Here is a 25599-nt window from a genome sequence, read left to right on the forward strand (position 1 = left end):
GCCATGGCCACCACATCGCCCTCGGCCACCGGCGACTGCAGCGTCCGCACCTCATCAATCAGACCGTGCGCATACTCCTGCCAGGCTCCCTTGTAAAAGAGCCGGCCCAACTGCAGCCCGCCCTTGGCCCGCCACGGCGCCGTGAACTTCACCGACTCCTGCAACGTGCCGTTCACGAACAACGACAGCGTCTGAAGATCCGCGTCGTACGAACCCGCCAGATGCGTCCACTCACCCGCCTTCGCCACATCCTTGCTCACCGCACGGACAATCTTCGTGTCATCCGCATCAGAAGCATGACGGTTGAAGACCCACTTGTCATAAGCCTTCGAGTAATACACCTGAAAACCACTGGCACGGTCACCGGCCTGCGACAAGAACGTATAATTCCTGTCCTTGTCCTCCAGCCTGACCCACGCCGACACCGAAAACGACTTCGTCGTATCCACCACCGGACCGGCCGTCGCCGCAAACCCCGACGACCCGTTCAGACGCAGCGCAGAACCGGACTTCCCCGCGGCACCCAACTCGGCACCGCCACCCAACTCCGCGACGAACTCCCCCGGAACACCCCCCGACACTCGCCCCGAACCCACACCCTCATCCAAAGAGAAGGAAGCGAGCTCCTTGAGGTAGGTGGGCATTTCGCCGCGGGACATGGCCGCCACCTCGGTCTCGGCCACCGGCGACTGCAGCGTGCGCACCTCATCAATCAGACCGTGCGCGTACTCCTGCCAGGCTCCCTTGTAAAAGAGCCGGCCCAACTGCAGCCCGCCCTTGGCCCGCCACGGCGCCGTGAACTTCACCGACTCCTGCAACGTGCCGTTCACGAACAACGACAGCGTCTGAAGATCCGCGTCGTACGAACCCGCCAGATGCGTCCACTCACCCGCCTTCGCCACATCCTTGCTCACCGCACGGACAATCTTCGTGTCATCCGCATCAGAAGCATGACGGTTGAAGACCCACTTGTCGTAGCGCTGCGAGTAGTAGATCTGGAAACCGCTGGCGTGGTCACCGGCCTGCGACAGAAACGTGTAATTGCTGTCCTTGTTGTCCAGCTTGACCCACGCCGAGACCGAAAACGACTTCGTCGTGTCCACCACCGGGCCGGCCGTCGCCGCAAACCCCGACGCCCCGTTCAGACGCAGCGCGGAACCGGACTTCCCCGCGGCACCCAACTCGGCACCGCCGCCCAACTCCGCCACGAACTCCCTGGAAGCGCCTCCCGACACACGCCGCGAACCAGCTCTCTCATCCAGGCTGAACCGGTCCTTGCGGCTGGAGACACCCGCGTCGAGCCATTCGGTGATGTTGTCGGTCCGAGCCGCGGTCGCGGTGCTTCCCTCGCCGGGCTGCCCCAGGCAGCCTGCTTGGCCGGCACGGCTCTGCACTGCTGTGATGCGACCGCTGCCATCGACGACCGGCCCACCGGCGTCACCCTTGCACATGCGGCCGCCGGTCAGCTCCACCTCGGTGTCGGTGACCTTGGCCTGCGTCGTCTTGCTCGCGTGGGGGCCACGGGGTACCCAGGTGGTGTCGGAGCGGCCGTACCCAGCGGCCTCCAGTGCGGCCCCGTCAGCGGGAGCACTGCTGGTGAGCGTGGCGGGGGTGATGCCGGTGACAGGGGTGGCCAATCGGGCCAGCACGACATCGCGGTCGTCGCGCGGCACCAGGTAGTTGACCTTCACCGGAGCCTTTCCGGCGAAGGCCGCCGTGACGCTGTCCTTCGGCGCCCCTTCGCCCAGGGGCGACTTCGCGGCGGGTCCACCGATACAGCTGGCTGCTGTGAGAATCCAACTGCTGTCGACCAGGGCCGCGCTGCAGCTCCGACCGTCCTTGTGCCCCGGCTGGTTCACCGTGACGCGGGCCAGCCACGGGCGTGCGGAATCACCGGACAGGGCCGGGCCGGGCTTCCCCTGACCGACGTTGAGTTCCAGCAGGGTGGCGGAAAGTTTGGGATCGAGTCCCTCACCGACGGACTTCCACTTGCCGGGTTCCAGGTCGACCTTCTCGACCTTCGAGCCATTGGTTCGGGGGTCTTCGGTGCGAACAGTCGCCACGACATCGCCGTCATCGGACTTGGCGAGGTAGGCCCGCTCGATCTCCATGGACAGATAACCCGTGGCTCCGGAGACGGCAAAGCACACGTCCCCGCTGGTGCGGCTGTTGATACGCACCAGGCTGCCGTCACTTTTGCAGTCGGCCAGCGTGATATTGCCGTCACCCGATACCAGCTTCAGGCCCTTCTCGGCCAGCAGCTTGTCCCGGTCAGGGTAGGCGAAATCCTCCACGAGCGAATCCGAGCCATCCGCAGGCGCTGCCTGCGCCATTGCGGCCATCGGCCCGCCGATCCAGACAGACATCGCAACCGACGCTGCCAGCGTCACGGTTACCGGCCGGCCAAAGGTGTCACGCCATTTCATACACGAACTCCCAACGGTCAGACATGCCCGCACCACAATGGTTTCGAGCATGCTGAGGCTGGGCGCACGTCACGGCGTACTTGTGCCGATCCCCCCTGCCACGGCCCCCAATGCCATCGGCGCGCACCGAACATATATTCCCTTTGGCAATGGAGTGTCAAGTCTGCTTAAAGGCCACCCCAAGTCGATCTTCGGATCGGCGCGGCTCGGCCTTCCACCGAGGTACTCCGTCCGGCGGGGTGGGGTTCGCGCGGGCGGTCGACGCGGGACATCGCTCGATGAGCGACGTCCGCCTACGGCGGTCGTCGTCATGAGCGTCGGCGGAACATGCCCGACCCGGGCATGCAAAGGGCCCCTTACCTGCGCCGCGACTACCGGGACGCTCACCTCGCTCATGGAGGAGGGAAATACGTCATCGGCTCAGGTGAAGTCGCTGCCGACAACGGCGGCATCATGCAGGTCGACAACTCCGCAAAAACGGCGGGAGATTGGGCCGCACCGGAGCGTTTCTCGGGCGGCTGGAGTCCGCACGAGCGCCACTCCACCGAGCAGCCCCTCACCAAGAGAGGGTGAAAGCAGTATCTGGTACAGGCAGTTGACTAACAGTCAGCTAAGGCGTCATTTCATCTGGCCAGGCGGCGGTGGCATATGAGGGTCGCGGCGATGGCGGTGAAGGCTGCGAAGTGTTCCGGCTTGCGTGCGTAGCGGCGGTGCAGACGGCGGCAGCCGGACAACCAGGACACGGTCCGCTCTACGACCCAGCGGTGCCGGCCCAGGTGCCGGGATGACTCGATGCCTTTGCGGGCGAGGCGATGCCGGATGCCGCGGGAAGCGAGCCATCGGCGCAGGTGGCGGTTGTCGTAGCCCTTGTCCCCGTGCAGTTTGCCGGGCCGCCGACGTCGTGGGCCGCGACGGGAGCCTATGGGCGGGATGCCGCGGGCCAGCGGGACGAGGGCTTGGCTGTCGTGAAGGTTGGCAGCGGGATGCCGATCGACAGGGGCAGGCCCTGGCGGTCGACGATGAGGTGGATCTTCGATCCCTTCTTGCCACGGTCGGTCGGATTCGGTCCCGTCATCTGCCCCCCTTCGAGGGCCCGGACACTGACGGAGTCGATCGCGCACCGCGACCAGTCCAGCTCGCCCCGGGCACCGAGTTCGCCCAGGACCAGGCGATGGAGCTTGGCCCACACTCTGGCCTCGCTCCACTCGGTGAACCACCGGAAGGCGGACTCACCCGACAAGCCGAAGCCCGGCGGCAGTTGATTCCAGGTGCAGCCCGAGGTGGCCACGAAGATGATCGCGGCCAGCACTTCGCGGTTCCCACGCCGACGTCGGCCACCGCCCTGCGGTCGTTCCGGCGCCGGCGGCACCACGCGCTCGAACAGCTCCCACAGGCTGTCCGGCACCATCCGCTCGACAAGCTCGACAAGAGGGGCAGTCACCATCCCAGACTGCCGCAAGATCACACCAAACGAACTGGCGTCTTAGTTGTTGTGTGACTTCTGCTGCTGGTGCGTCAGTTCCTTGTCGGGGCCCGAAGCTGGAGCCGTTGCTGCTCTGCGATGAGGAGCGGGCGGTGTTGGAGCGGTGACCGCGCCGTGCGACATCAGCCCAGGCGGTGGCCCTGCGGGCCCGGATTGTTCTGGCGTGCGCGGGTGAGGATGTACCGCCGATTGTCGGGGGCCCCGGGACCTGCCGATGACCGAGGCCATGCGGCAGGCGCGCGAGCGCGGGGTGCTGGAGCGGCTGCCGCTGTTCGACCGCCTCACCGAGACCGGCGCGGTCTGGTCCGACGGCCGCACCGTCGAGGCCGACACCATTCTGTACGCCACCGGGTTCCGCGCCGCCATCGACCATCTGGCACCTCTCGGACTTCGCGAGCCCGGCGGCGGCATCCGCCTGGACGGAACCCGCGCCGTCCGGGACCCCCGTGTCCACCTCGTCGGCTACGGCCCCTCCGCCAGTACCATCGGCGCCAACCGCGCCGGACGCGCGGCCGTACGCGACATCCGGCAGCTCCTGCGGACGGACGACAGCGATCAGGTGCGACGGCCCGGCTCCGGCCGTCAGACTTCAGCGCCGGGCCAGCGCCAGCACGCTCAGGCCGAACATCAGGACGCCCAGCGGGAGATGGACCGACGAGACGTGCGCGATGCCGAGCACGACCTGGGCCGAGGCGAGTACGAGAAAGCCTGACGCGTGCCATACCGGCCGGGCCGGGCCGCCGCCCGGCTTCCACGCCAGTACCGCCGCGAGGACGTGGAGCATCGACGCCCCGTACATCACGCGGGCGCCGGCGCTGTGCAGCATCGCTCCGAAGGGTGAGGTCAGCAGCAGTCCGGCGGAGACTGCCTGGAGGAAGACGGTCAGGGTCTGAAGGGCTATCGCGACCCGCAGGAAGGAGGAGTGGCGCGATGTGTTCGCCGTTTCCGCTGTCGCTGCCGCTGTCTTCGTCTTCTTCGTCGTCGACTGAGTGGTCATGTCACAGTCCTCTTTCCCGTCCGCGGGCAGCAGGACCCCGTCCGCGGGCAGCAGGTCGATAAGGTCTCATCAGCTCGACGACGCGGGCTTGCGGAAGGTAAGGCGAGGGGGCGGCCGGGAGCATGGGGACTGCCGGGGCGGTCGGGGCCGGGGCGGACGGGGCGGTTGGCGAACGACGTCAACTGATCAATGTCGCCTACCGGTTGCTGGGTTCGGTGACCGAGGCCGAGGACGCCGTACAGGACGCCTACGGACGCTGGTACGGGCTGCCGCGGAACCGGCGGGAGGAGATCCGGTCCCCCGGTGCCTGGCTGACGACGGTGACCAGCCGCATCTGCCTGGACGTGCTCAGCTCCGCGCGGGCCCGTCGTGAACGCTATGTCGGCGCGTGGCTGCCCGAGCCGCTGCCCGACCGCGCCGAGTGGGGTCAGGCGGAGGGTGCCGGCACCGGCGGCGCGGACCCCGCCGACCAGATCGTGCTGGACGAGTCGGTGGCCATGGCCTTTCTCGTCGTCCTGGAGTCGATGACGCCCGCCGAGCGGGTGGCGTTCGTCCTGCACGACGTCTTCCGGTACCCGTTCGCCGAGATCGCCGGCGTTCTCGGCCGGACCCCCGCGGCCTGCAAGCAGCTGGCGGCCTCCGCCCGGCGGCGGGTGGGCGACGCGCGCACCGCGGGGCCCTCGGCGACCGGCCGGGCGGACGTGCTGAGGCGGGTCAAGGAGGCGTGGGAGGCCAAGGACATCGCGGCGCTCGTCGGTCTTCTCGATCCGGCTGCCGTGCTGACCGCCGACGGCGGCGGTCTGGCCGGCGCCGTCCCGCGCCCGGTCGAGGGCGGGGCGCGCATCGCCCGGTACCTGGCCGCCGTCGCGGACCAGGCTCCCGGGCTGGAACTCCTGGAGCGGTCGGTCAACGGGATGCCGGGCCTGGTGGCCCGGCGGGCCGGCGTCGTCGTGACCGTGGCCGCGTTCGACGTCCACGGCGGGCGCGTCACCCGGATCTGGGCGGTCCGCAACCCGGAGAAGCTACGGCCTTGGGCCCTGGAGAGCGGGCCGTGGACGGCCGCGCCCCGTGCACCTGGCGGCTCATGAGGCCTGCTGCTCGTCTTCCATGAACGCGGTGACGAGGCTGTGGGGCGCGTTGTCGCCGAAGAGGTATGCGTGGAGTCGGATGCCGTCGGCGGCGGCTTCGGCGGCGCGGGGGAACATGGCCTGCTCGTACGCGGTGAGGGCGGTCTCGACGGCGCCGGGGTGCGCGGCGAGGGCCGTGCCGAGTTCGGCGCCGTCGTACATGGCCAGGTTGGCGCCCTCGCCGTTCGGAGCCGAGAGGTGGGCGGCGTCGCCGAGCAGGGTCACTCCCGGGACCCGGTCCCACCGGTGGCCGATCGGCAGGGCGTGGACGGGGCGCAGGGTCGGCGCGGTGTCGCCGTCGGTGATCAGCGCGGTGACTTCCGGGGCCCAGCCGGCGAATTCCTGCGCGATCCGCGCGGCGGCCGCGGCGGGGTCGGTGAAATCGACGGCGGCGAACCAGTCCAGCGGCTCGGTGAGCACCACATAGGTGTGCAGGGTGCCGCCCCGCTCCCGGTGAGCCTGGATGCCCTTGCCCGGCGCGAGCACGAACAGCGACCCGCCGCCGACCGCCTTCGCGGTGGCCGGGTGCCGGTTGTCGCTGTCGAACAGACAGGTCTCGACGAAGGCCCTGCCGGTGTACTCGGGGGTGGCGTCGGAGAGCAGCGGCCGGACGCGTGACCAGGCGCCGTCCGCGCCGACCAGCAGGCTCGTGGTGACGGTGGTGCCGTCGGCGAAGGTCACCTCGTGGCGGCCCGCACCGAGTGCGCGGGCGCCGCTGACCTTGTGGCCCCAACGGACCGTGCCGGCCGGCAGCGAGTCGAGCAGGATCTGCCGCAGTTCGCCGCGCTGCACCTCGGGGCGCCCGCCCGTACCGTCGTCGGCCTTGTCGAACAGGGTGCTGCCGTCCCGGTCGAGGATCCGTATCGCCTGGCGGCCTTCCAGGACGAGTTCGCGGAACTCGTCGATCAGGCCCGCGGCCCGGAGGGCCGGTTGCCCGTTGTAGTCGTGGATGTCGAGCATGCCGCCCTGCGCGCGGGCCGTCGGGGACGGCTCCGCCTCGTAGACCGTGGCCGGGATGCCGTGGACGTGCAGGACGCGGGCCAGGGTGAGGCCGCCGAGGCCGGCGCCGATGATCGTGACATGAGTGGTCATGGGGCGTGTTCCTTGCGTGTCGCGTGGCTGCCGGACGGGCGCCCGGCGGGATCTCTGGAAGGGTGCCGGGCCCCGCTGACGGGGCGGGGACATCGGGCCGACAGCCCTGACAGGTGACCGACAACGGGCAGTGCACCGCCCTCTCCGGAAGCGCACCTGGAACCCCGTGCACTCGGGAAGGTGACTTCGGCCCGTAACACCGCGCGCCTTCCCGGCCTGCGGCTATCAAGGCAGTGACGGCATGGCACGGCATCCGGCTGTCCGGACACGGACGTACCGGGGGCCGGGAAGCCCGGGAGCCCGCTGGCCCGGAAGCCCGGGTCCGCAGGCCCGCAGGCCCGCAGGCCCGCAGGCCACGAGCTACGAGCCACGCACCGCCGTCCACGATCCGCGAACCCGCGCCCGGAAGGACGGCCCCATGGAAACCGCGCTGATCGGCCGGGAACACAGCGTGCGCATGCTGCGATCCCGTCTGGAGCGGGCGCGGGCCAGTCACGGTGGGCTGGTACTGGTCACGGGTGAGGCAGGCATCGGCAAGACGGCCTTGGTGCGCAGCGCGGTGGACGAGGCGCGGGAGCACGGCGACATGCTGGTGGTGCACGGGGCCTGCTGGGACTTTGACGGCACACCCGGCTTCTGGCCGTGGACGCAGGCGGTGCGGAGCTTGCGGCGCGGCGCGGCCGCCGGGGATTGGGAGGCCGCGGCGACGGCCGCCGGAGGAGCCCTGTCCGTGCTGCTGGGCGAAGGGGCGGGCGCCGGGGACGCGGTGCGCTTCGAGCTGTTCGACGCGGTGACCACCCTGCTGACCGTCATCTCACGGAGTCGTCCGGTGACCGTGGTGCTGGAGGATCTGCACTGGGCGGACACCGCGTCGCTGCGCCTGCTGGAGTTCACGGCACAGCACGCCTGGTTCGAGCGGCTGCTCGTGATCGGCACGTTCCGCGACGTGGAGGTGCAGCGGCCCGATCACCCGCTGCGGCCGCTGCTGCCCCGGCTGGCGGCGAAAGCCACCACCGTCGCGTTGGCGGGCCTGGCCCCGCCGCAGGTCGAGGAGCTGGTGGCGCGTACGGCCGGCAGCCGGCCCGACGCGGCCACGGCCGCCGAGGTGTGCGCGCGCACCGGCGGCAACCCGTACTTCGTGGAGGAGACAGCTCGCCTGTGGGCCGCCGGCCAGTCCGTGGCCGCCGTCGCCCCCGGGGTCCGTGCCGTGGTGCACCGGCGGCTGTCGCTGCTCGGCGGGCCCACGGTACGGCTGCTCGGTGCCGCCGCCGTGCTGGGCCGCCGCTTCGAGCCGGGAACGCTGGCCCGTACGGCCGGAACGCCGGAGCCCGACGCCGCCGTACTCCTCGGGGAGACGGTCGCGGCCGGGCTGCTGGAGCCGTCGGCGGCCGATACGTACGTCTTCACCCACGACCTGGTACGGGAGGCCCTGTACGACGGGCTGGCGGAGGACCGGCGCCGCCACCTGCACGCCGCCGCCGTCCGTGCGCTGCGGGACACAGCCGGCGCCGGGGACCGGGCGCGGCCGACCGACCTCGCCCGGCACGCCTACTTCGCCGGCCCGGACCTCGACGCCGGCGAGGCGGTCGACATCCTGGCGGCCGCGGCCCGGCACGCGGTGAGCAGGCTGGCCAGCGAAGAGGCGGTGGGGCACTACCGGCGCGCGCTGGAACGGCTCGGAACCGGCGATCCACGCCGCCACGTGCTGCTCGCCCTCGATCTCGGCGCCGAACTCCAACTCCTCGGCGAGCACGAGCGTTCCTGGCTGGTGTACGAAGGCGCCGCGACGCTGGCGTCCGGCACAGGCGACGCCGCGCTCGTGGGCCGCGTGGCGCTCACGCTGCACAGCGCGGACGGCCGGGGCGACGGGACCGGGCTCAAGTCCCGGGTGCTGCGGGAGGCACACCGCGTGCTGGTTAGCGGTACTCGTCCTGAGGGCGGCGGGGCCGGAGTCCCCGGGGCTCCTGGCGGTGCCGGGCCCGTGGAGGAGGTGGCCTGCCGTGTCGTGGCGGCCGCCCGCGCCGCCGGGGACGACGATGCCCTGCACCTGGGGCTGTGGGCGCGCCTGCACGCGGTGTGGGAGCCGCGCACGGCGGCACAGCGGGTCGCCGTCGCCGGGGAGTTGATGGAGGTGTCCCGCCGCCGGGCCGACGTCTGGATGGAGCACCTGGCGGCCTCCATGCGCTGGGTCGCCCTCCTCGAACTGGACGACCCCGCGTTCCTCCGGCAGTTCTACGCCATGGTGGCCGGCGCGGACGCCTGCGGGCTGCCCCGGACCAGCATGATCTCGGTCATCGACCGCAGCGTCGTCTACGCGTTCATGGGGCGCTTCCCCGAGGCCGACGCCCTGCTCGCCCGGACCTTGTCCCTCAGCGGCACCCACGCCAACTACTACCAGTACTTCATCGGCCACCACCGCTGGGCGCTCTCCCTCCTCCAGGGCAGCTTCCCGGAAGCGGAACGGGCCCACCACGCGACGCCGGGACATGACCCCCTGTACACCCACCTGCTGGCGGGCATCACCGCACTGGAGCGGGGCAGTGCCTCGGCCGGAGCGGTGCCCTGGCCCGGGGACGGCCCGCCCGGCGACAGCGTGCTGGAACGCGGTATCGCCCCGCTGCGGGTCCGGTTGCTGGCGCAGAGCGCGGCCGCGTCCCGGGACCCGGCGCGCTGCCGACAGGCGCACGCCGCGTTGGAGCCGTACCGAGGGCAGTGGCTGGTCTCCCTGTTCGGCTGGGACATCAGCGGCCCGGCCGCACTGTGGTCGGGGCTGCTGCACGCTGCGGAGGAGCGATGGGAAGCAGCGGTACGGGACCTCACCGCTGCCCGGCAGTCCGCCGACCGGCTCCATGGCCGCCCCTGGTCGGTACGCGCCCGTACGGAACTGGCCCGCGCCCTGCTCGCCCGCGCGGGTCCCGACGACGAGGACCGGGCCACCGCGCTGCTCCGCGACGCCGAGTGCGAGGCCCGCGAACTGGGCATGCCGCACATCGCCGACCGCTCCCGCAGCCTCCGCCCCGCGCCCACACCTACCCCGCCAACACAACCCGCTGCCCCAACAAAGGAGTTCGCGCGCAACGGCGCCGTGTGGCGTCTTCGCTACGCAGGCCGCACCGCCCACGTACCCGACGCCAAAGGACTGGCGGACCTGCACACGCTGCTCGGCCGTCCGGGCCAGGACGTCCCGGCCATGCGCCTGCTGTACCCGGACAGTGCGCCCATGGCTGCGGCTGCGGGCGCCCTCGGAAGCGACGCGGTCCTGGACGACGAGGCGAAGGCCCGCTACCGGCGTCGCCTGGAAGTTCTGGACGACGAGATCGACAGGGCAGCTGCCTGCGGCGACGACCGCACGGCCGCGGCATACGACCGCGAGCGGGAAGCCCTCCTCGCCGAACTCCGCAACGCCGCCGGGCTCGCCGGACGCCCCCGCCGCCTGGGTGACGAGACCGACCGCGCCCGCAAGAACGTGACCGCCCGCATCCGCGACAGCCTGCGCCGCCTGGCGGCCCACCACCCCGAACTCGCAGCTCACCTCCAGGCGTCCGTGTCGACCGGCGCGATGTGCCGCTACGCGCCGGCCGAGGAGGCCCGCTGGCACCTGTGAAGCCGCCGTACGGCCGCCCCGCACCCCCGTGTGCGCGGGACGGCCGTACGGCGGAGTCGGCGACGTCTATCCGGACGTCAGGGTGGGGAAGGGGGCGGTACCGAAGGCACCACCGGTTTCGGTCTCGGCGTGGGTCTCCATCTCAGCTCCGGCCCCGGCTGCGGCTCCGGTCCCGGCTGCGGCTCCGGCCTCCGCTGGGTCGTCGGACAGGTCGCCTTCCATGTCGACCCAGGTGTCGTTCCAGGCATAACCCTGTTCCGGCCCCCGCTGCCACGTGTGTGTGACACGGCCGTCCGGCCCCCGCCCGAAGACGGAGAGAGAACCGTGCGGGTTGAGCACGACGGCCGGATCGTTCACGAGGTGACCGTGCAAGGGGGCCCAGCCGGACCAAGGACCTCCGACACCGGTCTGCCAGCGGTGATGCATCCCATCGTCGGCACCCCGCGCGAACAGCACCATCCCACCGTCACGCCCCACCAGAACCGTGGGACGCCCGCGCACCGACCCCTCCATGTCCACCCACCCATCGTTCCACGCATGACCATGCTCCGGGCCACGCTGCCAGGTATGGGTGACGCGCCCACCGGGATCGCGAGCGAACACCGACAGCGCACCATGCGGACTCAGGATCACCGCCGGGTCACTCGCCAGACGCCCCTGCAACGGCGTCCACGCCGACCACGGCCCCCCCACACCCGTCTGCCAGCGGTGCTGCAACCCATCGTCGGCACCCCGCGCGAACAGCACCATCCCACCGTCACGCCCCACCAGAACAACAGGCCGCCCACGGACCGAACCCTCCATGTCCACCCATGTGTCATTCCAGGCGAACCCCTGCTCCGGCCCCCGCTGCCACGTGTGCGTCACCCGGCCCCCCGCGTCACGGGCGAACACCGACAACGCGCCATTCGGACTCAGCACCACCGCCGGATCGCTTGCCGGACGCCCGCCCAGCGCCACCCAGTCAGACGCCCACTCCCCCGCCTCCGACTGCCAGGTGTGCCACAGCGCGCCGTCCTCCCCCCGCACGAAGACGACCAACTTGCCGTAACGCCCCACCAGCGCCCACGGCCGCCCCACCGCCCGGCTCCCCGGACGCCCCAGCCCGGTCCATCCCGACCACGCGCCCCCGGGAGCGGTCTGCCACCGATGCGTGACCCCGCCCGACGCATCCACTCCGAAGATCACCATGCCCGAACCCGTGTCCACCACCGACGGAATTCCCACGCTCACCCGGACGGCCGCCCGGGGGGCCGCGCCCGTCCACCAGGTCGTCTCCTTGCGGGCACCGGGCCAGGAGAAGCTGAAGTGGATGTGGTTGGTGTGGGGGTTGCTGCCCCGGTACGGCTGCCAGCCGGCGTCGGGGCGGTTCGCCATCCAGATGCGGCGGTTCCAGATCATGTACATGATGCCGAAGCGGCGGGTCAGCGCGTGGGGGTTGCCGTGCCGGTCGGTGGCGTGCAGCCAGTTGATCAAGTCGTCGGCGAGGTGGGCCTGTCCGTTGACCTCGACGCCCCAGTCCCAGGCCCGGCCTTCCTTGTGTTCGCTCTGTCCCCCGCTGCCGCAGGACCGGCTGATGCCCAGGTCCCTGGTGCCCGCGTAGGCGGCGAGGACCAGGTCGCGGAAGCCGGTGACGCCGGGTTTGGCCGTGGGGTCGCAGTCGCGCTGCGGATCGTACGGTGCGTACGGGTCGATGCGGGGGCCGAAGTCGGGTGCGGTCGGTGCCATGGGGGCTCCCCGGGTCCGGCCGCCTCCCGGTGAGGCGGCTCTGCCCTGAAGGCGCGTGACGGGAACCGGCGGATGCCAGAAGCGATCACGCAGCTCGGGGAGGAACGGTGTTCCGGCAGGGCGCGGGCGTTACTGGCCCACCCTTCCGTCGATGCGCTCCCGCAACAGGTCGGCGTGGCCGCAGTGGCGGGCGTACTCCTCGATCCGGTGCACCAGCAGCTCCCGGACGGAGACGCGCTCCCTGCCCAGGCGCTCGCCGAGATCCGGATGGCCGGCCAGCGCGGCGTCGGTATCGGCCTGTTCGCGCTCCAGGTCGCGGTACGCGGCGTCGACCACGGACTGCTCGGCGACAGCCTGGTCGAAGTCCGCGTCCCGCGCGCCGTACAGCTTCGGCAGTGGGTCGCCGTCGCTGATCCAGTTGCGCCAGTCCCGTTCCGCCTCGGCGAGGTGCCGGACCAGGCCGAACAGGGACATGGCCGACGGCGGTACCGACCGGCGGGCCAGTTGCTCCGCGTCCAGGCCCTCGCACTTCATGCGGAGGGTGAGGCGGTAGCTCGTCAGGAAGTCCAGCAATGTCGCCGACTCGCCCTCCGGGCCGGCGCCTTCGGAGTCGCGGGGGTCGTCGTCCGGGTCGACCCACATGTCGGGACAGGTGGTTGCCCGGCTCCAGCGTGCGGGGTGGTCGCTCATGGGTGCCATGGTCGACCGCACGGGCCGGGCTCGCCAGTACGTGGTCGATCAGATCTCCGGTAGGCACACCGGCCATTGCTCGGTCGAGGGACCGTCGGGGAACCGCCTACAGAGGAAGGCTCATGAACAGCGCCGTCTCGCCCTCGGACGCGGTACCGCTGTACAGCGTCGTGTCCAGGCCGCAGAAACCGAACCCCATCCGCTGATAGGCACGGACGGCCGGACCGTTGATGTTCGTGACCTCCAGCCACACGTGCCCGGCACCGCACTCCCGGGCCCGTTCGACGGCGTATCGCATCAGCGTGCGGCCGATGCCCCGCCCCTGGTACGGCCCGGCCACCTCGATGTCATCGATGGTCAGGCGCCGGTTCCAGGGGTCGTACGCGGTGTCCACATAGCCGCACACGTGATCGCCGTCCAGCGCGACGAACCGGCGCTCGTCGCCCGTGACCTCGTCGCTGTCCGGCTCGTCGTCAGGAAACACTTTGTGCACCGGCGGGTCCAGCGGCACTGGCCGAAGAGTGAACCCGTACTCGGAGCGGACCACTTCGACAACAGTGTCCGAGGTGAACTCGCCCTTGATGACGGCAGACCGGTCACGCTCGCTCTCCGCCGCCCGATAGGTGATGGCCTCCGCCGCCTCACCCCTTGCTGACCTGCTGTGTGTCGACGCCACGTGCCCACCGTATCGTTCCGGCACCGCCCCACGTCCGAGGGTGGCCTGCCCCGCTCTTCCGGCCACCGCCAGATGAGCGTTAGCTGCCCGTTAGGTCGACATCAGGCCAGGCCAGAATCGATGCCGAAGCTTCTGATCGGCTTCGCCGACGCGAGAGCGCGAGGGGGGAGGCCGAACCGGTGCGCAGGCTGCTGCGGGCGATGGACGAGGGGCCGCCGTTTTCGGAGGCCCGGGTTGTCTGGTGATCGGCCGCCTCGGTCCGGGGCCTCAGCTCTTGGGCACCTCTGGGGGGCCGCAGGTTGCGCAGTACGGCGAGGATGGCCTGGCGCCGTTCCTGCCACGGGCCGAACCGCCACCAGAGGCGCCATGCCAGTACGCGCGTCGTCCGGCGTTCTTCAGCCAGGGCGCGCGTCGATCGTTCAGTTGCCGGTACGCGCGTCCGCCGTCCTCTCGCCGGTTCGTGGAACACCGCCGTCGCCGCCCCGGCGAGAGGTGCGCGGGCTACCCGTACGTCCGACCGGTCCTGACGGTCGTGCCCGGGTGGCGCGGGAAGCGAGAGCGCCAGGTCACCGGGAGCTGCCCTCGCCCAGTGTCGGCAGATAGCGCGGTGCCCGCCAGGCGTCCAGACGGTGCTCCACCCCCGCTCCCAGGGCCAGCAGCTCGGCGTCCTGGTGGTTTCCGGCCGTCAGGAGTACGCCGACGGGCAGTTCGCCCACGAATCCGGCGGGGACGGAGAGCGACGGGTAGCCGGCCACGGCCGCGGGGGTGGACGACGGGATCACGTCGTTGTCGCCCCGTGCGCAGTCCGTCGTCCACGCGGGCGGGTTCGTCGGAGCGGCGATGGCGTCCAGGCGGTGGGCGGCCAAGGTCTCGTCGATGGACCGCTGGGAGAGGTCCTTCAGTTCGGCGCGCATCGCCCGGTATCCCGGATCGGTGGTGGGCGGCGCGGCGAGCGCCTGCTCGAACAGTTCCTGACCGGCGAAGCAGGTGCGTTCGGCCGGGTGGGTGCGGTTGAACTCGATCAGTTCGGCGAGGTTCCGCGGGCCCTCGCGGGTGGCGAGGTAGGCGTCGATGTCCCGGTGGAACTCGCTCAGCAGGGCGGGGAACTCCAGCTCGGCGAGGCGCTTCTGATAGGGCGGCGTCACCTCGACCACCTGCGCCCCGGCCTTGCGCAGCTGAGCCGCCGTACGGGACATCACGGCGTCCACCTCGGCGCCGAGCGACGGCAGCCGCCACAAGCCGATCCGCTTGCCGCGCAGCGACCCGGGGTGCCGCTGCGCCGCTTCCGCGAGGGCGCGGGCGGCGTCCTGCTGGCGTCCGGTGGCGCCGCCGCTGAGCACCGAGAGGGTGAGCGCGGCGTCGGTGACGTTACGGGCCATGGGCCCCGCGGTGTCCTGCTCGGCGGAGATCGGTACGACGCCGGAGCCGCTGACCAGGCCGAGGCTGGGTTTGTGGCCGACCACTCCGGTCATCCCCGCCGGGCACACGATGGAGCCGTCCGTCTCGGTGCCGATCGCCACCTGCGCCAGCGAGGCGGCGAGGGCGGCGGCCGATCCGGAGGACGAGCCGCACGGGTTGCGGTCCAGTACGTACGGGTTGTGGGTCTGTCCGCCGACCGCCGACCAGCCGGATGTCGGCTTCGTCGCGCGGAAGTTCGCCCATTCCGACAGATTCGTCTTGCCGAGGATCACCGCGCCCGCTTCCCGGAGCCGCGTCACGAGGGCGGCGTCGGTGTCCGGCGGGCTGCCGGCCAGGGCCAGCGATCCGGCCGTGGTGGGCATGTCGCGGGTGTCGATGTTGTCCTTGAGCAGGACGGGGATGCCGTCCAGCGGTCCCAGGGTGTCGCCGCGCCGGTGTCTGGCGTCGCTGGCGGCGGCCTGGCGCAGGGCGGTGGGGTCGGTGCGCAGGACCGCGTGGATCCTGGGGTCGACGGTCTTGATCCGGCGCAGATAGGCCCGGGTCAGCGCCGAGGAGGTCAGCGAGCCGTCCGTCATCCGCTTCTGCAATTCCGGGATCGTCACGGTGTCGAGATCGATGCCCGGCAGCGTGGACGACCCGGCGGACGGCGACGTACCGCCGACGCCGGGCTCGGCGGCTTCGGCGCGGGGGTTCGGTACGCCCGTGGCCAGGGAGCCGGTGACCAGGAAGGCGATCAGTGTGGCAATTCTCCGCTTCACCATGAGAGACAGCCGACTACACGGGGCACTCGCGGCGCAAGGGCATAGCCCGGCTTCATCGGGGCGGTCACGTCGGTCGCGTCGGTCACGTGCTGGCGGGGTCGCACGGCAACCACACGTTGGCTGAGGGGGGTTGGGTACACCTGCAACGGGGTGCTTACTACAGTGCGCACGGACTGCCGTGGCTCTAGCGTCTGTCGATGTGAGACACACACTGAACCTTGCGAAGAGACCACCTGCCGGTACGCGCCGACCGGGCCGGTATGCGGCGGCGTTGGCGACGGCATCGGTCGTCCTGGCCCTCGTGGCCCCCGCCGCGGAAGCGGCCGGGGCGGGCGCGGCGGACAGCGCCGGACGCCCGGCCGGATCCGACGGCTGTGCGGCAGCACGCGGCGCGCTCGCCGCCTCCCTGGACACGCTCGTCACCCGCCATGGGATACCGGGCACCGCCGCCGAACTGTCCGACCCGCGCTGCGGCCGGTGGGACGCCGCCCGTGGTGTCGCCGACCGGAAGACCGGGCGCCCGATGCGTGCCGAGGACCGGTTCAGGATCGGGAGCGTGACCAAAACGTTCACCGCGACGGTCGTCCTGCAGCTCGCCGCGGAGGGCCGGGTCGCGCTGGACGCGCCGGTCGAGCGCTACCTCCCCGGGCTGATCCGCGGCAACGGCTACGACGGCCGCACGATCACCGTACGGCAGTTGCTCCAGCACACCAGCGGCCTTCCCGACTACACCGCGGCCCTCGTCCAGCTGCCCGTGGAACAGTGGCGGTTCCGCCACGCCGAGCCCCGCGAACTGATCGCCACCGCGCTGAAGCTGCCGCATCCCGCGAAGAAGTGGCATTACTCGACCACCAACTATCTCCTCGCGGGCCTCATCGTCGAGAAGGCCACCGGGCACGGCGTCGAGTCGGAAGTGACCCGTCGGATCCTGCGGCCGCTCGGCCTGCACGACACCTACTGGCCCGGCGACAGTACACGCATCCGCGGGGCGCACTCGCACAGTTACTTCCCCGCCACCGACGAACCGGACGCGCCGCTGGCCGACGGCACCGCGTGGAACATGACGTTCGGTGGCGCCGGCGGCGCGCTGGTCTCCACGCCCGCCGACGTGAACCGGTTCTTCCGCGGCCTGTTCGGCGGGAAGCTGCTGCCCGCGCGCTGGCTCGCCGAGATGAAGCGCAGCGTGCCCGCCGACCCGGACCGGCTGTGGCCCGGCGCCCGGTACGGACTGGGCCTGATCGCCTCGCCGCTGGAGTGCGGCGGCTGGTGGTGGGGGCACGGCGGGACGGTGCCCGGGGGACACCGCGCGCTGGGGGCTGTCGGGCCCGGCGGTCGGAGCATCGCGCTCGCCCTGACCGCGGTGCCCGGCACCGAACAGGCAGAAGCCGACTACCGTGCCGCCGCCGAGACCGCCTTCTGCGCTCCCGCCGGCGACCAGAAGCGGGAGCAGACCTCATGACCAGTCACAGCCCGGGAACCGCGCCCAGTCCGGTGACCGCCTCCCGCCCGGTGACCGCCTCCCGCCCGGTCGTACGCCGCGCCGCGGCAGCCGGTCTGGCCCTGGCGGCCTGCCTCACCGTCTCCCCCGGCCTGGCCCATGCCACCGCGCCTGCCCCCGGCTCCGGACTCAGCCCCTACTACCAGCAGCACCTCGATTGGGGCAGTTGCGCCAAGGGCCCCGACGACGCGATGGGCCGCGACCTGGACCGGGCCGGCGTGCAGTGTACGGACGTGACCGTTCCGCTCGACTACGCCGCTCCCCAGGGCCGTACGATCACCATCGCCGTCTCCCGGCTCAAGGCCACCGACACCCGCCACCGTATCGGTGCGATCCTGCTCAACAACGGAGGGCCCGGCGGCCCCGCCCTCTCGTCCCCTCCGGACATCCGCACAGCGATGAAGAAGGTCGGACCGCGTTACGACATCATCGGATTCGATCCGCGCTTCGTCGGCCGCAGCACTCCGCTGAACTGCGGCTGGCCCGTGGGCACCCACTTCTTCTCGGCCGGCCTGAGCCGCGCGAGCTTCGAGCGTCAGGTCGCCTTCCAGAAGAGCCTGGCCGACAAGTGCCGGGCCGCCGCGCCGACGGTTCTGCCCCACATCAGCACCCGCAACACGGCCCGCGACATGGACGTCCTCCGAGGCGCGCTCGGCGAACGGAAGATCTCCTACCTGGGGTACTCGTACGGCAGCTACCTGGGCACCGTCTACACCCAGATGTTCCCCGGCCGTTTCGACCGGGTGGTGCTCGACGGGGCGCTCGCTCCCGACGACTACACTCCCCGGCAACTGCAGTACGCCATCAAGGAGAACGACCGGGCCCTCGCCGCCTGGGCCGACTGGGCGGCCCGCCGCGACTCCGCCTACCACCTCGGCCGCACGCGCGCCCAGGTGCTCGCCACCATCGGCCGGATCCTCGAAGCGTCCGCGCGGCAGCCGCTGACCATCGGCACCGCGCCGGAACGCTACCGTATCGACGACACGCAGGTGCCGCCCCTGCTCTTCGCCTCGATAGCCGACGACACCGACCGGACACGGGCCGGGCTCGGCGAGCAGCTCTCCGTACTCGCCAAGGCCATGGCTGGGCAACCGACCCGGCTGTCCCCGGAGTTCATCGCCGCCCTGCGGTTCCTCCAGACCGACGATGAGCCCGGCGGCGTACAGACCGCGATCCTCTGCGGGGACAAGGCCGCCCCGCGCGACCCCGAGGTCTACTGGCGGGACATCCAGCGCGGCCGTGCCGAGCATCCGCTGCTCGGAGCCATGGCCGACAACATCAGCCCGTGCGCCTTCTGGGACCGGCCGCGCGAGAAGCCCACCCAGGTACGGCGCGACGCCCCGGTCCTGCTCGTGGCCGCCACCGGTGACCCGCGGACCACGTACCGGAGCAGCGTGGCACTGCACGGCCTGCTGCCGAGCTCCAAGCTCCTCACGCTCAAGGGCGCCACCCGCCACGCTCTGTACGGTGAGTACGGCAACGCCTGCGTGGACGCCAAGGTCAACCGGTACCTGGCCACCGGGAAACTGCCGGCCGCCGACGAAACCTGCGTCAAGTAGCCGGCAGGGCCCCCTTTCAGGCCATGGCCGTCCAACCGAGACGGACCGCGAGCAGCAGGATCACGCTGTTGCCGAGGACGGCCATGGTCAGCCGGCCCCGGGCACCGGTGAGCAGGCGGCCGAGCAGGGCGCCGCCCGAGGCCAGCAGGGTCTGCCAGCTCACCGAGGCGGCAAAGGCGGCGGTCACGAAGACCGCGCTGACGGTGAGCGTGGGGGCGGCTGCCCGGCGGCCGACGACCAGGGCGCCGAAGTAGACGATGGTGACCGGGTTGAGGAGTGTCAGCCCGACCATTCCGGTGTACGTACGCGACAGCGACGTGCGGAAAGCCGGCGACCGGTCCGCCCGGACCTGGTGAGCGCGCGCAGCGGTCACCAGGCCGCGCGAAGCGATGAGGAGGAGTACGGCCGCGCTGACGAGTTGCAGCTGACGGGCGACAGCGGCGATCGCCGCCGCGAACGCCGCGCCACCGATGACGGCGACGAGCGCGTACAACCCGTCGGCAGTGGCGACCCCGAGCGCGGCCGCCAGACCGTGGCGCAACGAGACCTGCGCGGACAGCGTGACGATGAGAACCGACATGGCACCGACCGGCATGGCGATGCCGTAGCCGGCGAGCAGTCCGGTCAGAAGCGCTTCGGTCATCTCGGGCCATCGGGTGCGGGGAGGGCGCGGGGGCGGGTAAGGGACGGGGGAGGGACAAGCCATTGTCGCCGCGGAACGGGCGCCCGTCGCGGTACGCGACAATACGGAAGTGAACTTTCGCTATTTCAACCAGACCGGCTGGACCGCCATCTTCAACGGCACGGATTCCAGGACCGGGCGCACGGTGAAGGTAGAGGCCTGGGACCCGGCGACCGGTGCGGCGCTCGTGGTCGACACCGAGCGCGGCGCCCTGCGCCCGGTCATGGACTACGAGGACTTCTCCCACCTCGAACAGGCCGACCAGGTGGTGGCCGCGGTGCCCGGTGACGGGTGGCGCGTGCACTGGACGGACCAGGGCCCCGGCGGAAGTCCGCTGACGGAACAGGTGCTGGCGTGGCTGATCACGTCACAGGGGAAGGCGACCGCCATCACGGTCGACGCCCAGGGATACGTCGACGATGCCGACGGCGCCGACGCCTTCGTCCCGCCGGGCGAGCCGATCCCGTAAGCGGTGCACCGGCCCAATACACCCACGGACGCACGGCCGCACGGCCTCGCCGGTGCTCCGGTGGCGACGGCCTGGCTCTCGGCGGCATGAACACCTCCCGCACCGGTGGCGGGCTACCCGGTATCGGGGCAAGGGCTCTCGCTGCCGCAGTGCGCGGCGATCGCCAGGGTCGTCGTGGCCAGTGCCGGAGCGGTACGTACGGGGAGGCGCCGAGCCGTCGCGTCGGCCCTCGGCCGTCCCGAACGCGAGTGCTACCGCCTATGATCGGCCGGTGCATACCTCCGTCTTACTCACGGCCGCCGCGACGCCGGCCGGCCCCGCGCTCACCCTGCGCCCCTGGAACGGCGGTGACGCCGCCGCACTGATCGAGGCGTACCGGGATCCTCAGCTGTACCGCTGGGAAAGCACTCCGATGGAGAGCGAGGCCGACGGACTGCGCTGGATCGCGGTCCAGGAGGAGGGCTGGGCTGCGGGCGACCGGCTCGCTTTCGCCGTGCTGGAAGCCGTCCCCGATGCGCCACCGCGGCTGGTGGGCAATGCGGTGCTCAAGGGCGCCGTGCCCGGCAAGCCCGTCGCCGAGGTCGGCTACTGGACCGCGGCGTGGGCCCGGGGGCGAGGTGTGGCTCCCCGGGCCCTTCAAGCCCTGACCACCTGGTCCTTCGACACGTTCCGGGCCGACGGCCTGGAATGCCTCGAACTCCTGCACCAGGCGGACAACCTGGCGTCCTGCCGTGTCGCGGAGAAGTGCGGCTACGGGTTCGACCGGATCCTGCCGGCGTCGCCGCCGCTCTACCCGCTCGACGGCCATCTGCATCTCCTGCGCGCGGCCGCCTGACCCCACACTGCGGCCCCCTCTGCGGCACCGGCTACGGCACCCGCTGCGGCACCGGCCCGGCGGGCTGCCCGCTCAGCGCGTCGCGAGGTCCACGATGCGCTGGATCAGGTCGGGGTAGGTCCAGCCGGCCCCGGACGCCGCGAGCGGCACCAGGCTCGTCGCCGTCAGGCCCGGGAGCGCGTTCACTTCGAGGCACATCGGCTCGCCGGCCGCGTCGCAGCGGAAGTCGGTACGCGAGTACGTGCCGCTGCCGAACCCCAGGGACCGGTGCGCCCGCAGGGCCTGCTCCTGGAGCCGGGACGCGAAGTCGTCCGGGACGCGCGCCGGGCAGACCTCGGCGGCCGCCCCGGGCTGGTACTTGGCCGTGTAGTCGAACACCGGCGTCGTCAGCTCGATCTCGACCACGGGAAGCACTTGGTCACCGACCACCGCCACGGTGAACTCCCGCCCGGGCAGGAACGGTTCCACCATCAATTCCACGTCCTCGGAGCGCAGCTCGGCGGCGATCTGCGCCAGGTGCGACAACGAGTCGACGCGGTGGACCGACACACTCGAACCGTCCGCGACCGGCTTGGCCACCACCGGCCCGGCCGCCACCAGCCGCTCGACGGCCGGCGGCACGTCGGACACCGCGGGCCGCCACAGCGCCCGCTCGGCCACCCGCAGTCCCGCCGCGCCCAGCACCGCCTGCGTCCGGCCCTTGTGCCACGCCGCCGCGCAGGTCGCGCTGTCCGCGCCGGTGAACGGTACGCCGGCCATCTCCAGCACGGCCTGTACGTGCCCGTCCTCGCCCCAACCGCCGTGCAGGGCCAGGAACACCAGGTCGGCGCCGCGCAGCAGCTCCAGGACCGGGCCGCCGGTCAGGGCGGCGTGCATGCGGGACCGCAGCCGATGGCGCTCCGCGCGGGACGGCGGCTCCTTGCCGACCGCGGCTTCCTCGACCGTGTCCCCGGGACGCAGCGGCCCGGCCAGGACCGGCGCCGCGGCGGCCGGGTCGACCAGTGTCACCTCGTGTCCCCGTGCCAGCAGGGCCCGGGCGGCCGACCAGCCCGAGGCCAGGGAGACGTCTCGCTCCGAACTCTCTCCACCGCTCAAGATCACAACACGCATACCGGGATTCTGCCGCATCCGGGCGGCCGGGGCCCGTAGCTGCGCCGTACCGCCGTCGAACTGCGTCCCGTATGTCGGGTGGTGGGGCGCCGATCCCGCCAACGGGCTTCGGGCGTAGGGCGGCCGGGGCGGGTCCCGTCTCCCGTGGTGTCCCGTGCGTGGCGCGCGGGATGCGGGGTCCGCCCCGGCCGGTGATCAGTGGGCGCGGCCGGTGTTCAGCGCACGCGGCCGGTCACTGCTGCACGTCGAGCGTCGTCCGGGCCGGGCGGAGGGTGTTGGTCGGGTGGGGCATGTGGACGTCGGCGGTGCCGGTGCCCTCGAAGAGCCGGTCGCCCGCCTTGACCGGGGCGGTGCCGAAGGCGCTCTTGAAGGACGCGGCGCCCTGGCTGGTCAGGGTGAAGGTGATGCGTGCCGTGACCTTGCCGGAGGAGACCCGGACGTTCTTCCGGTCCAGGGTGAACGCCAGGAATGCCGTCCGCGCGGGCCGGGCGCCCCGGACGTCCCCGGAGATCCGGCCGGTGGCGAAGTCCGCCTTCAGGTGGTTGACGCGCAGATAGCGGCCGCCGCGGGTGAACTCGAAGCCTCCGTCGAAGCGCAGTTCGCCCTTGGAGAGGCTGCGGTCGAACGTCCCGCCGGTGATCGGTGCGCTGACGCACCGCCGCTCACGGGTGCCGGTCAGCCGGGCCGGGCGGACGGCGTTCATCCGTACATGGGCCTTGGCGAGGGCGCGGCCGGCTCCCGGTGCCAGGCAGAACTCCCCGCTGCCCTTGCCCACCCGGGTCAGGTCCCCCTGGGGCGCGGGCACCGGGCGCGGGCCCTCCGGGGTGGCGGCCGCCGAGAGGCCGCCGCCGAGTGGCGCGGTGAGGGCGAGCGCGGTCACACAGGCCGTGGTCAGCAGGCGGCGCGGTGCGGACATGGGGACGTCTCCTTCATGTACGGCTGCGGTCGGCCGCGGCTGACCGGCAGCGTTGCTGTGTTTGCTGAAGGTATTGACGCTGTGCTGCCGTTGGTGACGCAGACGGCACCGAATCACCCGATTGCTCCACATCGAGCGGCGTGTCGCCCTGGGCTTCACCGGCGGTGAGGGCGTAAAGGGGTACGGGTGGGCATTCCCGCGCCGGCCGGCGCGGCCGGGCACTGTAGCAAGCGAGGGGCGCCGTGGCGGTTCTTTGTCCGGTTGGCGCCAACACGGCGGTGGCGGCCCGGCTCCGCATTAGCGTCCTCTTTCCCGTCACCCGGAGAAGGAGGGCACCTTGCGAAGCGTCGGACGACGGCGTTCGGTGACCGTCGGTGCGCGGTCGCGGTTCTCGGTGGGCACCGGGCTGGTCGTCGCCGGTCTTTCCCTGACGGCCGTGGCCATTCTGCTGCCGGTGCAGTTGTTCGCGAGCAGCGGCAGTGCCGCGGACAATTCCGTTCCCGCCGCGCGGAACGACGGGCTCGGGGTGTGGAACACACCGTCGGGCCCTTTGACACCGCTCGACCGGGAATTCGTCACCAAGGTACGGCAGGCCGGGCTGTGGGAACTTCCCGCCGGCCGGCAGGCACTGCAACGCGGAAAGCGGCAGGCCGTGCAGCACGCCGGCCGGCATTTGGCGGAGGGGCACACCGATCTCAATCAGCGGGCCGCCGACGCGGCCCGAGCGCTGGCCGTCACGCTCCCCGGGCAGCCGACTCCGGAGCAGCAGGGCTGGCTCGCCCAACTCGACACGGCCGAAGGCGATACGTACGAGCGGCTATTCGTGAATCTGGCGCGTCGCGCGCACGGAAAGGTGTTCTCCCTCGTCGCCCAAGTACGGGCGAACACCCGTAATGCGGTGATCCGGGACCTGGCCACACGTGCCAATACCGTCGTCCTCGATCACATCACGGCCCTGGAACAGACCGGACTGGTCGATTTCGGAGCACTCGACGGCGGGCCGGCCTCCGGCGGGCCCGGCACGGCTACGGTGGCGCCGCCACCCGCGAAGTGAAGCGAAGTGATGTCATGAAACGGCAGCAGAAGATACCGGCGCGGGCGGTGCGTCCGCGCCGGAGGACGACACGTCAGCACAAGAGAGCACGTCTGTCGAAGCGGAGCGGAGCGCTGATCGTCACGGCGCTGGCGGCTTGCGGGGGTACGGCGGTGATCGCCGCCCAGGCGCTGGCGGGCACCGGAGCGGGCGGGCCGGGAACAGGTGGGCCGGTAGCGGACGGGTCGGGACACAGGGCTTCGGTGGCCGGGCAAACGATCAGCTGCCCGGACGTGGGCCAGCGGCTGCGCAGTCTTCCGGTGCAGGCAGCGCCCGAGGTGAACCGGAATCTCGGGCAGTTGGAGAGCCAGGTCGCCAGGGCGTTCCAGCGCTGGTCGGCCGACCCCGGCGCGCGGGACCGGGTGCTGACCGAGCTGGAGCGGGACCGCGGCGCCGCCATCGGACGCATCACGGAGGCTCTGCGTCGGGCCGGCGAGCAGCCCGGTGCGCTCGACCGGCTGAGCGCGTGCCGCACGACGGGGAAGACCGCCACCGTACAGAGCGCTCCCCGGGGCGCGCGGGATGGGAACAGCGCGGACAACGGCCCGTTCCGCAGCGATTTCGTCGACATCACCACCGTACGGCCGAACACCAGCGGCGGGGGGTCCCGGGACGGGCGGGGCGGTTCCTTCCGCTCGGAATGCGGGCGCAACGAGAACGGTCACAACAATCCCGACAACCTGATCGTGGCGCCGGGGGTGCGCAACGGCGCCCACCACCTGCACGACTACGTCGGAAATCTCGCGACGGACGCGTTCTCCTCCGACAACGAACTGGCCGGGGCCGGCACGACGTGCGGCAACGGGGACAGGTCCACCTATTACTGGCCGGTGCTGCGACTGCGGGACAACGGACGGGAAAAGGACGCCGACGCGCCCGGCGGGGGTCAGGACGGCAATGTGGGCACGATCGTACGACCCGCGGAAGTCTCACTGACCTTCGACGGGAGCGGGGCGGAAAAGGTCACCGCCATGCCGCCTTTCCTGCGCAATCTCACCGGTGACGCGAAAGCGCTGACCAACGGCCCGGCCAACGCCAACGCCTCGTGGAGCTGCACCGGTTTCGAGGACCGGCGGCTGAGGAACAAGTACCCGATCTGTCCGCGAGGCAGCGACGTCGTACGGTCACTCGTGTTTCCCAGCTGCTGGGACGGGCGCAACGTCGACAGCGCCAATCACCGTACGCACCTGGTCTTCCCGGGCCGGAACGGGCAGTGCCGTGACGGATTCCGGGCCGTTCCGCGACTGGTGCAGCGGCTGACCTATGCCATTCCGCCCAACACGCTGTACGCGGTGGACAGTTTCCCCGACCAACTGCACAACCCGGTCACGGATCACGGCGACTTCATCAACCTGATGCCACAGCGGCTGATGCGTACGGCCGTGGACTGCATCAATTCCGGCCGCGACTGCCGCTGAAGAGAACGGATCCCCC

The 25599-nt window shown here is 71.5% G+C and carries 20 protein-coding genes and 1 pseudogene; 10 read left to right on the forward strand and 11 right to left on the reverse strand.

Annotation, left to right across the window (positions count from 1 at the left end; genetic code table 11):
• Positions 1-2426: LamG-like jellyroll fold domain-containing protein (locus JXZ78_RS37260; protein ID WP_238783642.1), on the reverse strand; the 2426-nt coding region annotated here is incomplete at its 3' end.
• A gap of 327 nt (positions 2427-2753) precedes the next feature.
• On the opposite strand from JXZ78_RS37260, the gene JXZ78_RS37265 reads away from it, so the two are divergent.
• Entirely contained in the window at positions 2754-2999 is a 246-nt protein-coding gene (locus JXZ78_RS37265) for a hypothetical protein (RefSeq protein ID WP_157851513.1), read from the forward strand.
• Positions 3000-3049: 50 nt separating this feature from the next.
• Here JXZ78_RS37265 and JXZ78_RS37270 read toward each other — a convergent pair.
• Positions 3050-3870 (reverse strand): IS5 family transposase gene (locus JXZ78_RS37270; RefSeq protein ID WP_106968726.1). Its coding sequence is split into 2 segments (ribosomal slippage): positions 3050-3408 and positions 3408-3870, totalling 822 coding nucleotides; the frame shifts between segments, so codons are not numbered across the junction.
• Positions 3871-4117: 247 nt separating this feature from the next.
• Here JXZ78_RS37270 and JXZ78_RS37275 point away from each other — a divergent pair.
• Positions 4118-4462: pseudogene (locus tag JXZ78_RS37275) on the forward strand (pyridine nucleotide-disulfide oxidoreductase); the annotation flags it as partial.
• A gap of 36 nt (positions 4463-4498) precedes the next feature.
• Here the strand turns inward: JXZ78_RS37275 and JXZ78_RS37280 are convergent.
• The gene (locus tag JXZ78_RS37280) at positions 4499-4906 is read right to left on the reverse strand and encodes a hypothetical protein (RefSeq protein ID WP_078624103.1); all 408 of its coding nucleotides are present in this window, start codon (positions 4904-4906) and stop codon (positions 4499-4501) included.
• Positions 4907-5028: 122 nt separating this feature from the next.
• On the opposite strand from JXZ78_RS37280, the gene sigJ reads away from it, so the two are divergent.
• Positions 5029-5994, forward strand: coding sequence for an RNA polymerase sigma factor SigJ (gene sigJ / locus JXZ78_RS37285; protein ID WP_050502270.1), 966 nt, complete (start codon positions 5029-5031; stop codon positions 5992-5994).
• Here the strand turns inward: sigJ and JXZ78_RS37290 are convergent.
• Positions 5989-7125 carry an FAD-dependent oxidoreductase gene (locus JXZ78_RS37290; protein WP_030019092.1) on the reverse strand — a complete coding sequence of 379 codons (1137 nt, stop codon included), beginning with the start codon at positions 7123-7125 and terminating at the stop codon, positions 5989-5991. The genes sigJ and JXZ78_RS37290 overlap by 6 nt on opposite strands.
• Positions 7126-7543: 418 nt before the next feature.
• Between JXZ78_RS37290 and JXZ78_RS37295 the strand changes: the two genes are divergently transcribed.
• Complete coding sequence (locus JXZ78_RS37295; protein WP_078624102.1) at positions 7544-10729, forward strand: ATP-binding protein; 3186 nt, start codon at positions 7544-7546, stop codon at positions 10727-10729.
• A gap of 66 nt (positions 10730-10795) precedes the next feature.
• On the opposite strand, the gene JXZ78_RS37300 is transcribed toward JXZ78_RS37295, so the two are convergent.
• The 4 genes from JXZ78_RS37300 to JXZ78_RS37315 form a co-directional block, all read right to left on the reverse strand.
• Positions 10796-12457 carry a PLL family lectin gene (locus JXZ78_RS37300; RefSeq protein WP_030019090.1) on the reverse strand — a complete coding sequence of 554 codons (1662 nt, stop codon included), beginning with the start codon at positions 12455-12457 and terminating at the stop codon, positions 10796-10798.
• A 129-nt stretch (positions 12458-12586) separates the two neighbouring features.
• Positions 12587-13156, reverse strand: a complete 570-nt coding sequence (locus tag JXZ78_RS37305) for a DinB family protein (protein ID WP_078624109.1) — start codon at positions 13154-13156, stop codon at positions 12587-12589.
• Between the two features lie 97 nt (positions 13157-13253).
• A complete protein-coding gene (locus tag JXZ78_RS37310) occupies positions 13254-13823 on the reverse strand; it encodes a GNAT family N-acetyltransferase (protein WP_078624101.1) in 570 nt (189 codons plus the stop codon).
• A 566-nt stretch (positions 13824-14389) separates the two neighbouring features.
• A complete protein-coding gene (locus JXZ78_RS37315; RefSeq protein WP_030019087.1) occupies positions 14390-16003 on the reverse strand; it encodes an amidase in 1614 nt (537 codons plus the stop codon).
• A gap of 271 nt (positions 16004-16274) precedes the next feature.
• Between JXZ78_RS37315 and JXZ78_RS37320 the strand changes: the two genes are divergently transcribed.
• Both JXZ78_RS37320 and JXZ78_RS37325 read left to right on the forward strand, forming a co-directional pair.
• Entirely contained in the window at positions 16275-17462 is a 1188-nt protein-coding gene (locus JXZ78_RS37320) for a serine hydrolase domain-containing protein (RefSeq protein WP_275128607.1), read from the forward strand.
• Positions 17459-19060 carry an alpha/beta hydrolase gene (locus JXZ78_RS37325; protein WP_078624099.1) on the forward strand — a complete coding sequence of 534 codons (1602 nt, stop codon included), beginning with the start codon at positions 17459-17461 and terminating at the stop codon, positions 19058-19060. The genes JXZ78_RS37320 and JXZ78_RS37325 overlap by 4 nt, the downstream gene beginning before the upstream one ends.
• Before the next feature lie 16 nt (positions 19061-19076).
• On the opposite strand, the gene JXZ78_RS37330 is transcribed toward JXZ78_RS37325, so the two are convergent.
• The gene (locus JXZ78_RS37330) at positions 19077-19703 is read right to left on the reverse strand and encodes a LysE family transporter (RefSeq protein WP_030019084.1); all 627 of its coding nucleotides are present in this window, start codon (positions 19701-19703) and stop codon (positions 19077-19079) included.
• Positions 19704-19812: 109 nt separating this feature from the next.
• On the opposite strand from JXZ78_RS37330, the gene JXZ78_RS37335 reads away from it, so the two are divergent.
• Both JXZ78_RS37335 and JXZ78_RS37340 read left to right on the forward strand, forming a co-directional pair.
• Positions 19813-20211, forward strand: coding sequence for a hypothetical protein (locus JXZ78_RS37335; protein ID WP_030019083.1), 399 nt, complete (start codon positions 19813-19815; stop codon positions 20209-20211).
• 271 nt (positions 20212-20482) lie between these two features.
• Positions 20483-21046, forward strand: a complete 564-nt coding sequence (locus tag JXZ78_RS37340; protein ID WP_030019082.1) for a GNAT family N-acetyltransferase — start codon at positions 20483-20485, stop codon at positions 21044-21046.
• Between the two features lie 72 nt (positions 21047-21118).
• Here the strand turns inward: JXZ78_RS37340 and JXZ78_RS37345 are convergent, their stop codons facing one another.
• Positions 21119-22156 (reverse strand): D-alanine--D-alanine ligase family protein, encoded by a 1038-nt coding sequence (locus tag JXZ78_RS37345; protein ID WP_030019081.1) that lies wholly within the window; start codon positions 22154-22156, stop codon positions 21119-21121.
• Positions 22157-22388: 232 nt separating this feature from the next.
• Positions 22389-23072 carry a hypothetical protein gene (locus tag JXZ78_RS37350; RefSeq protein ID WP_030019080.1) on the reverse strand — a complete coding sequence of 228 codons (684 nt, stop codon included), beginning with the start codon at positions 23070-23072 and terminating at the stop codon, positions 22389-22391.
• 337 nt (positions 23073-23409) lie between these two features.
• Here JXZ78_RS37350 and JXZ78_RS37355 point away from each other — a divergent pair, with 337 nt between their 5' ends.
• Both JXZ78_RS37355 and JXZ78_RS37360 read left to right on the forward strand, forming a co-directional pair.
• Complete coding sequence (locus JXZ78_RS37355; RefSeq protein ID WP_050502269.1) at positions 23410-24126, forward strand: DUF4142 domain-containing protein; 717 nt, start codon at positions 23410-23412, stop codon at positions 24124-24126.
• 14 nt (positions 24127-24140) lie between these two features.
• Positions 24141-25583, forward strand: a complete 1443-nt coding sequence (locus JXZ78_RS37360; protein WP_030019078.1) for a DUF1996 domain-containing protein — start codon at positions 24141-24143, stop codon at positions 25581-25583.
• The last annotated feature ends 16 nt before the right edge of the window (positions 25584-25599 follow it).

Origin of the sequence: Streptomyces monomycini (assembly GCF_022271435.1) — a bacterium.
In the GTDB taxonomy this organism is placed as follows: domain Bacteria; phylum Actinomycetota; class Actinomycetes; order Streptomycetales; family Streptomycetaceae; genus Streptomyces; species Streptomyces monomycini.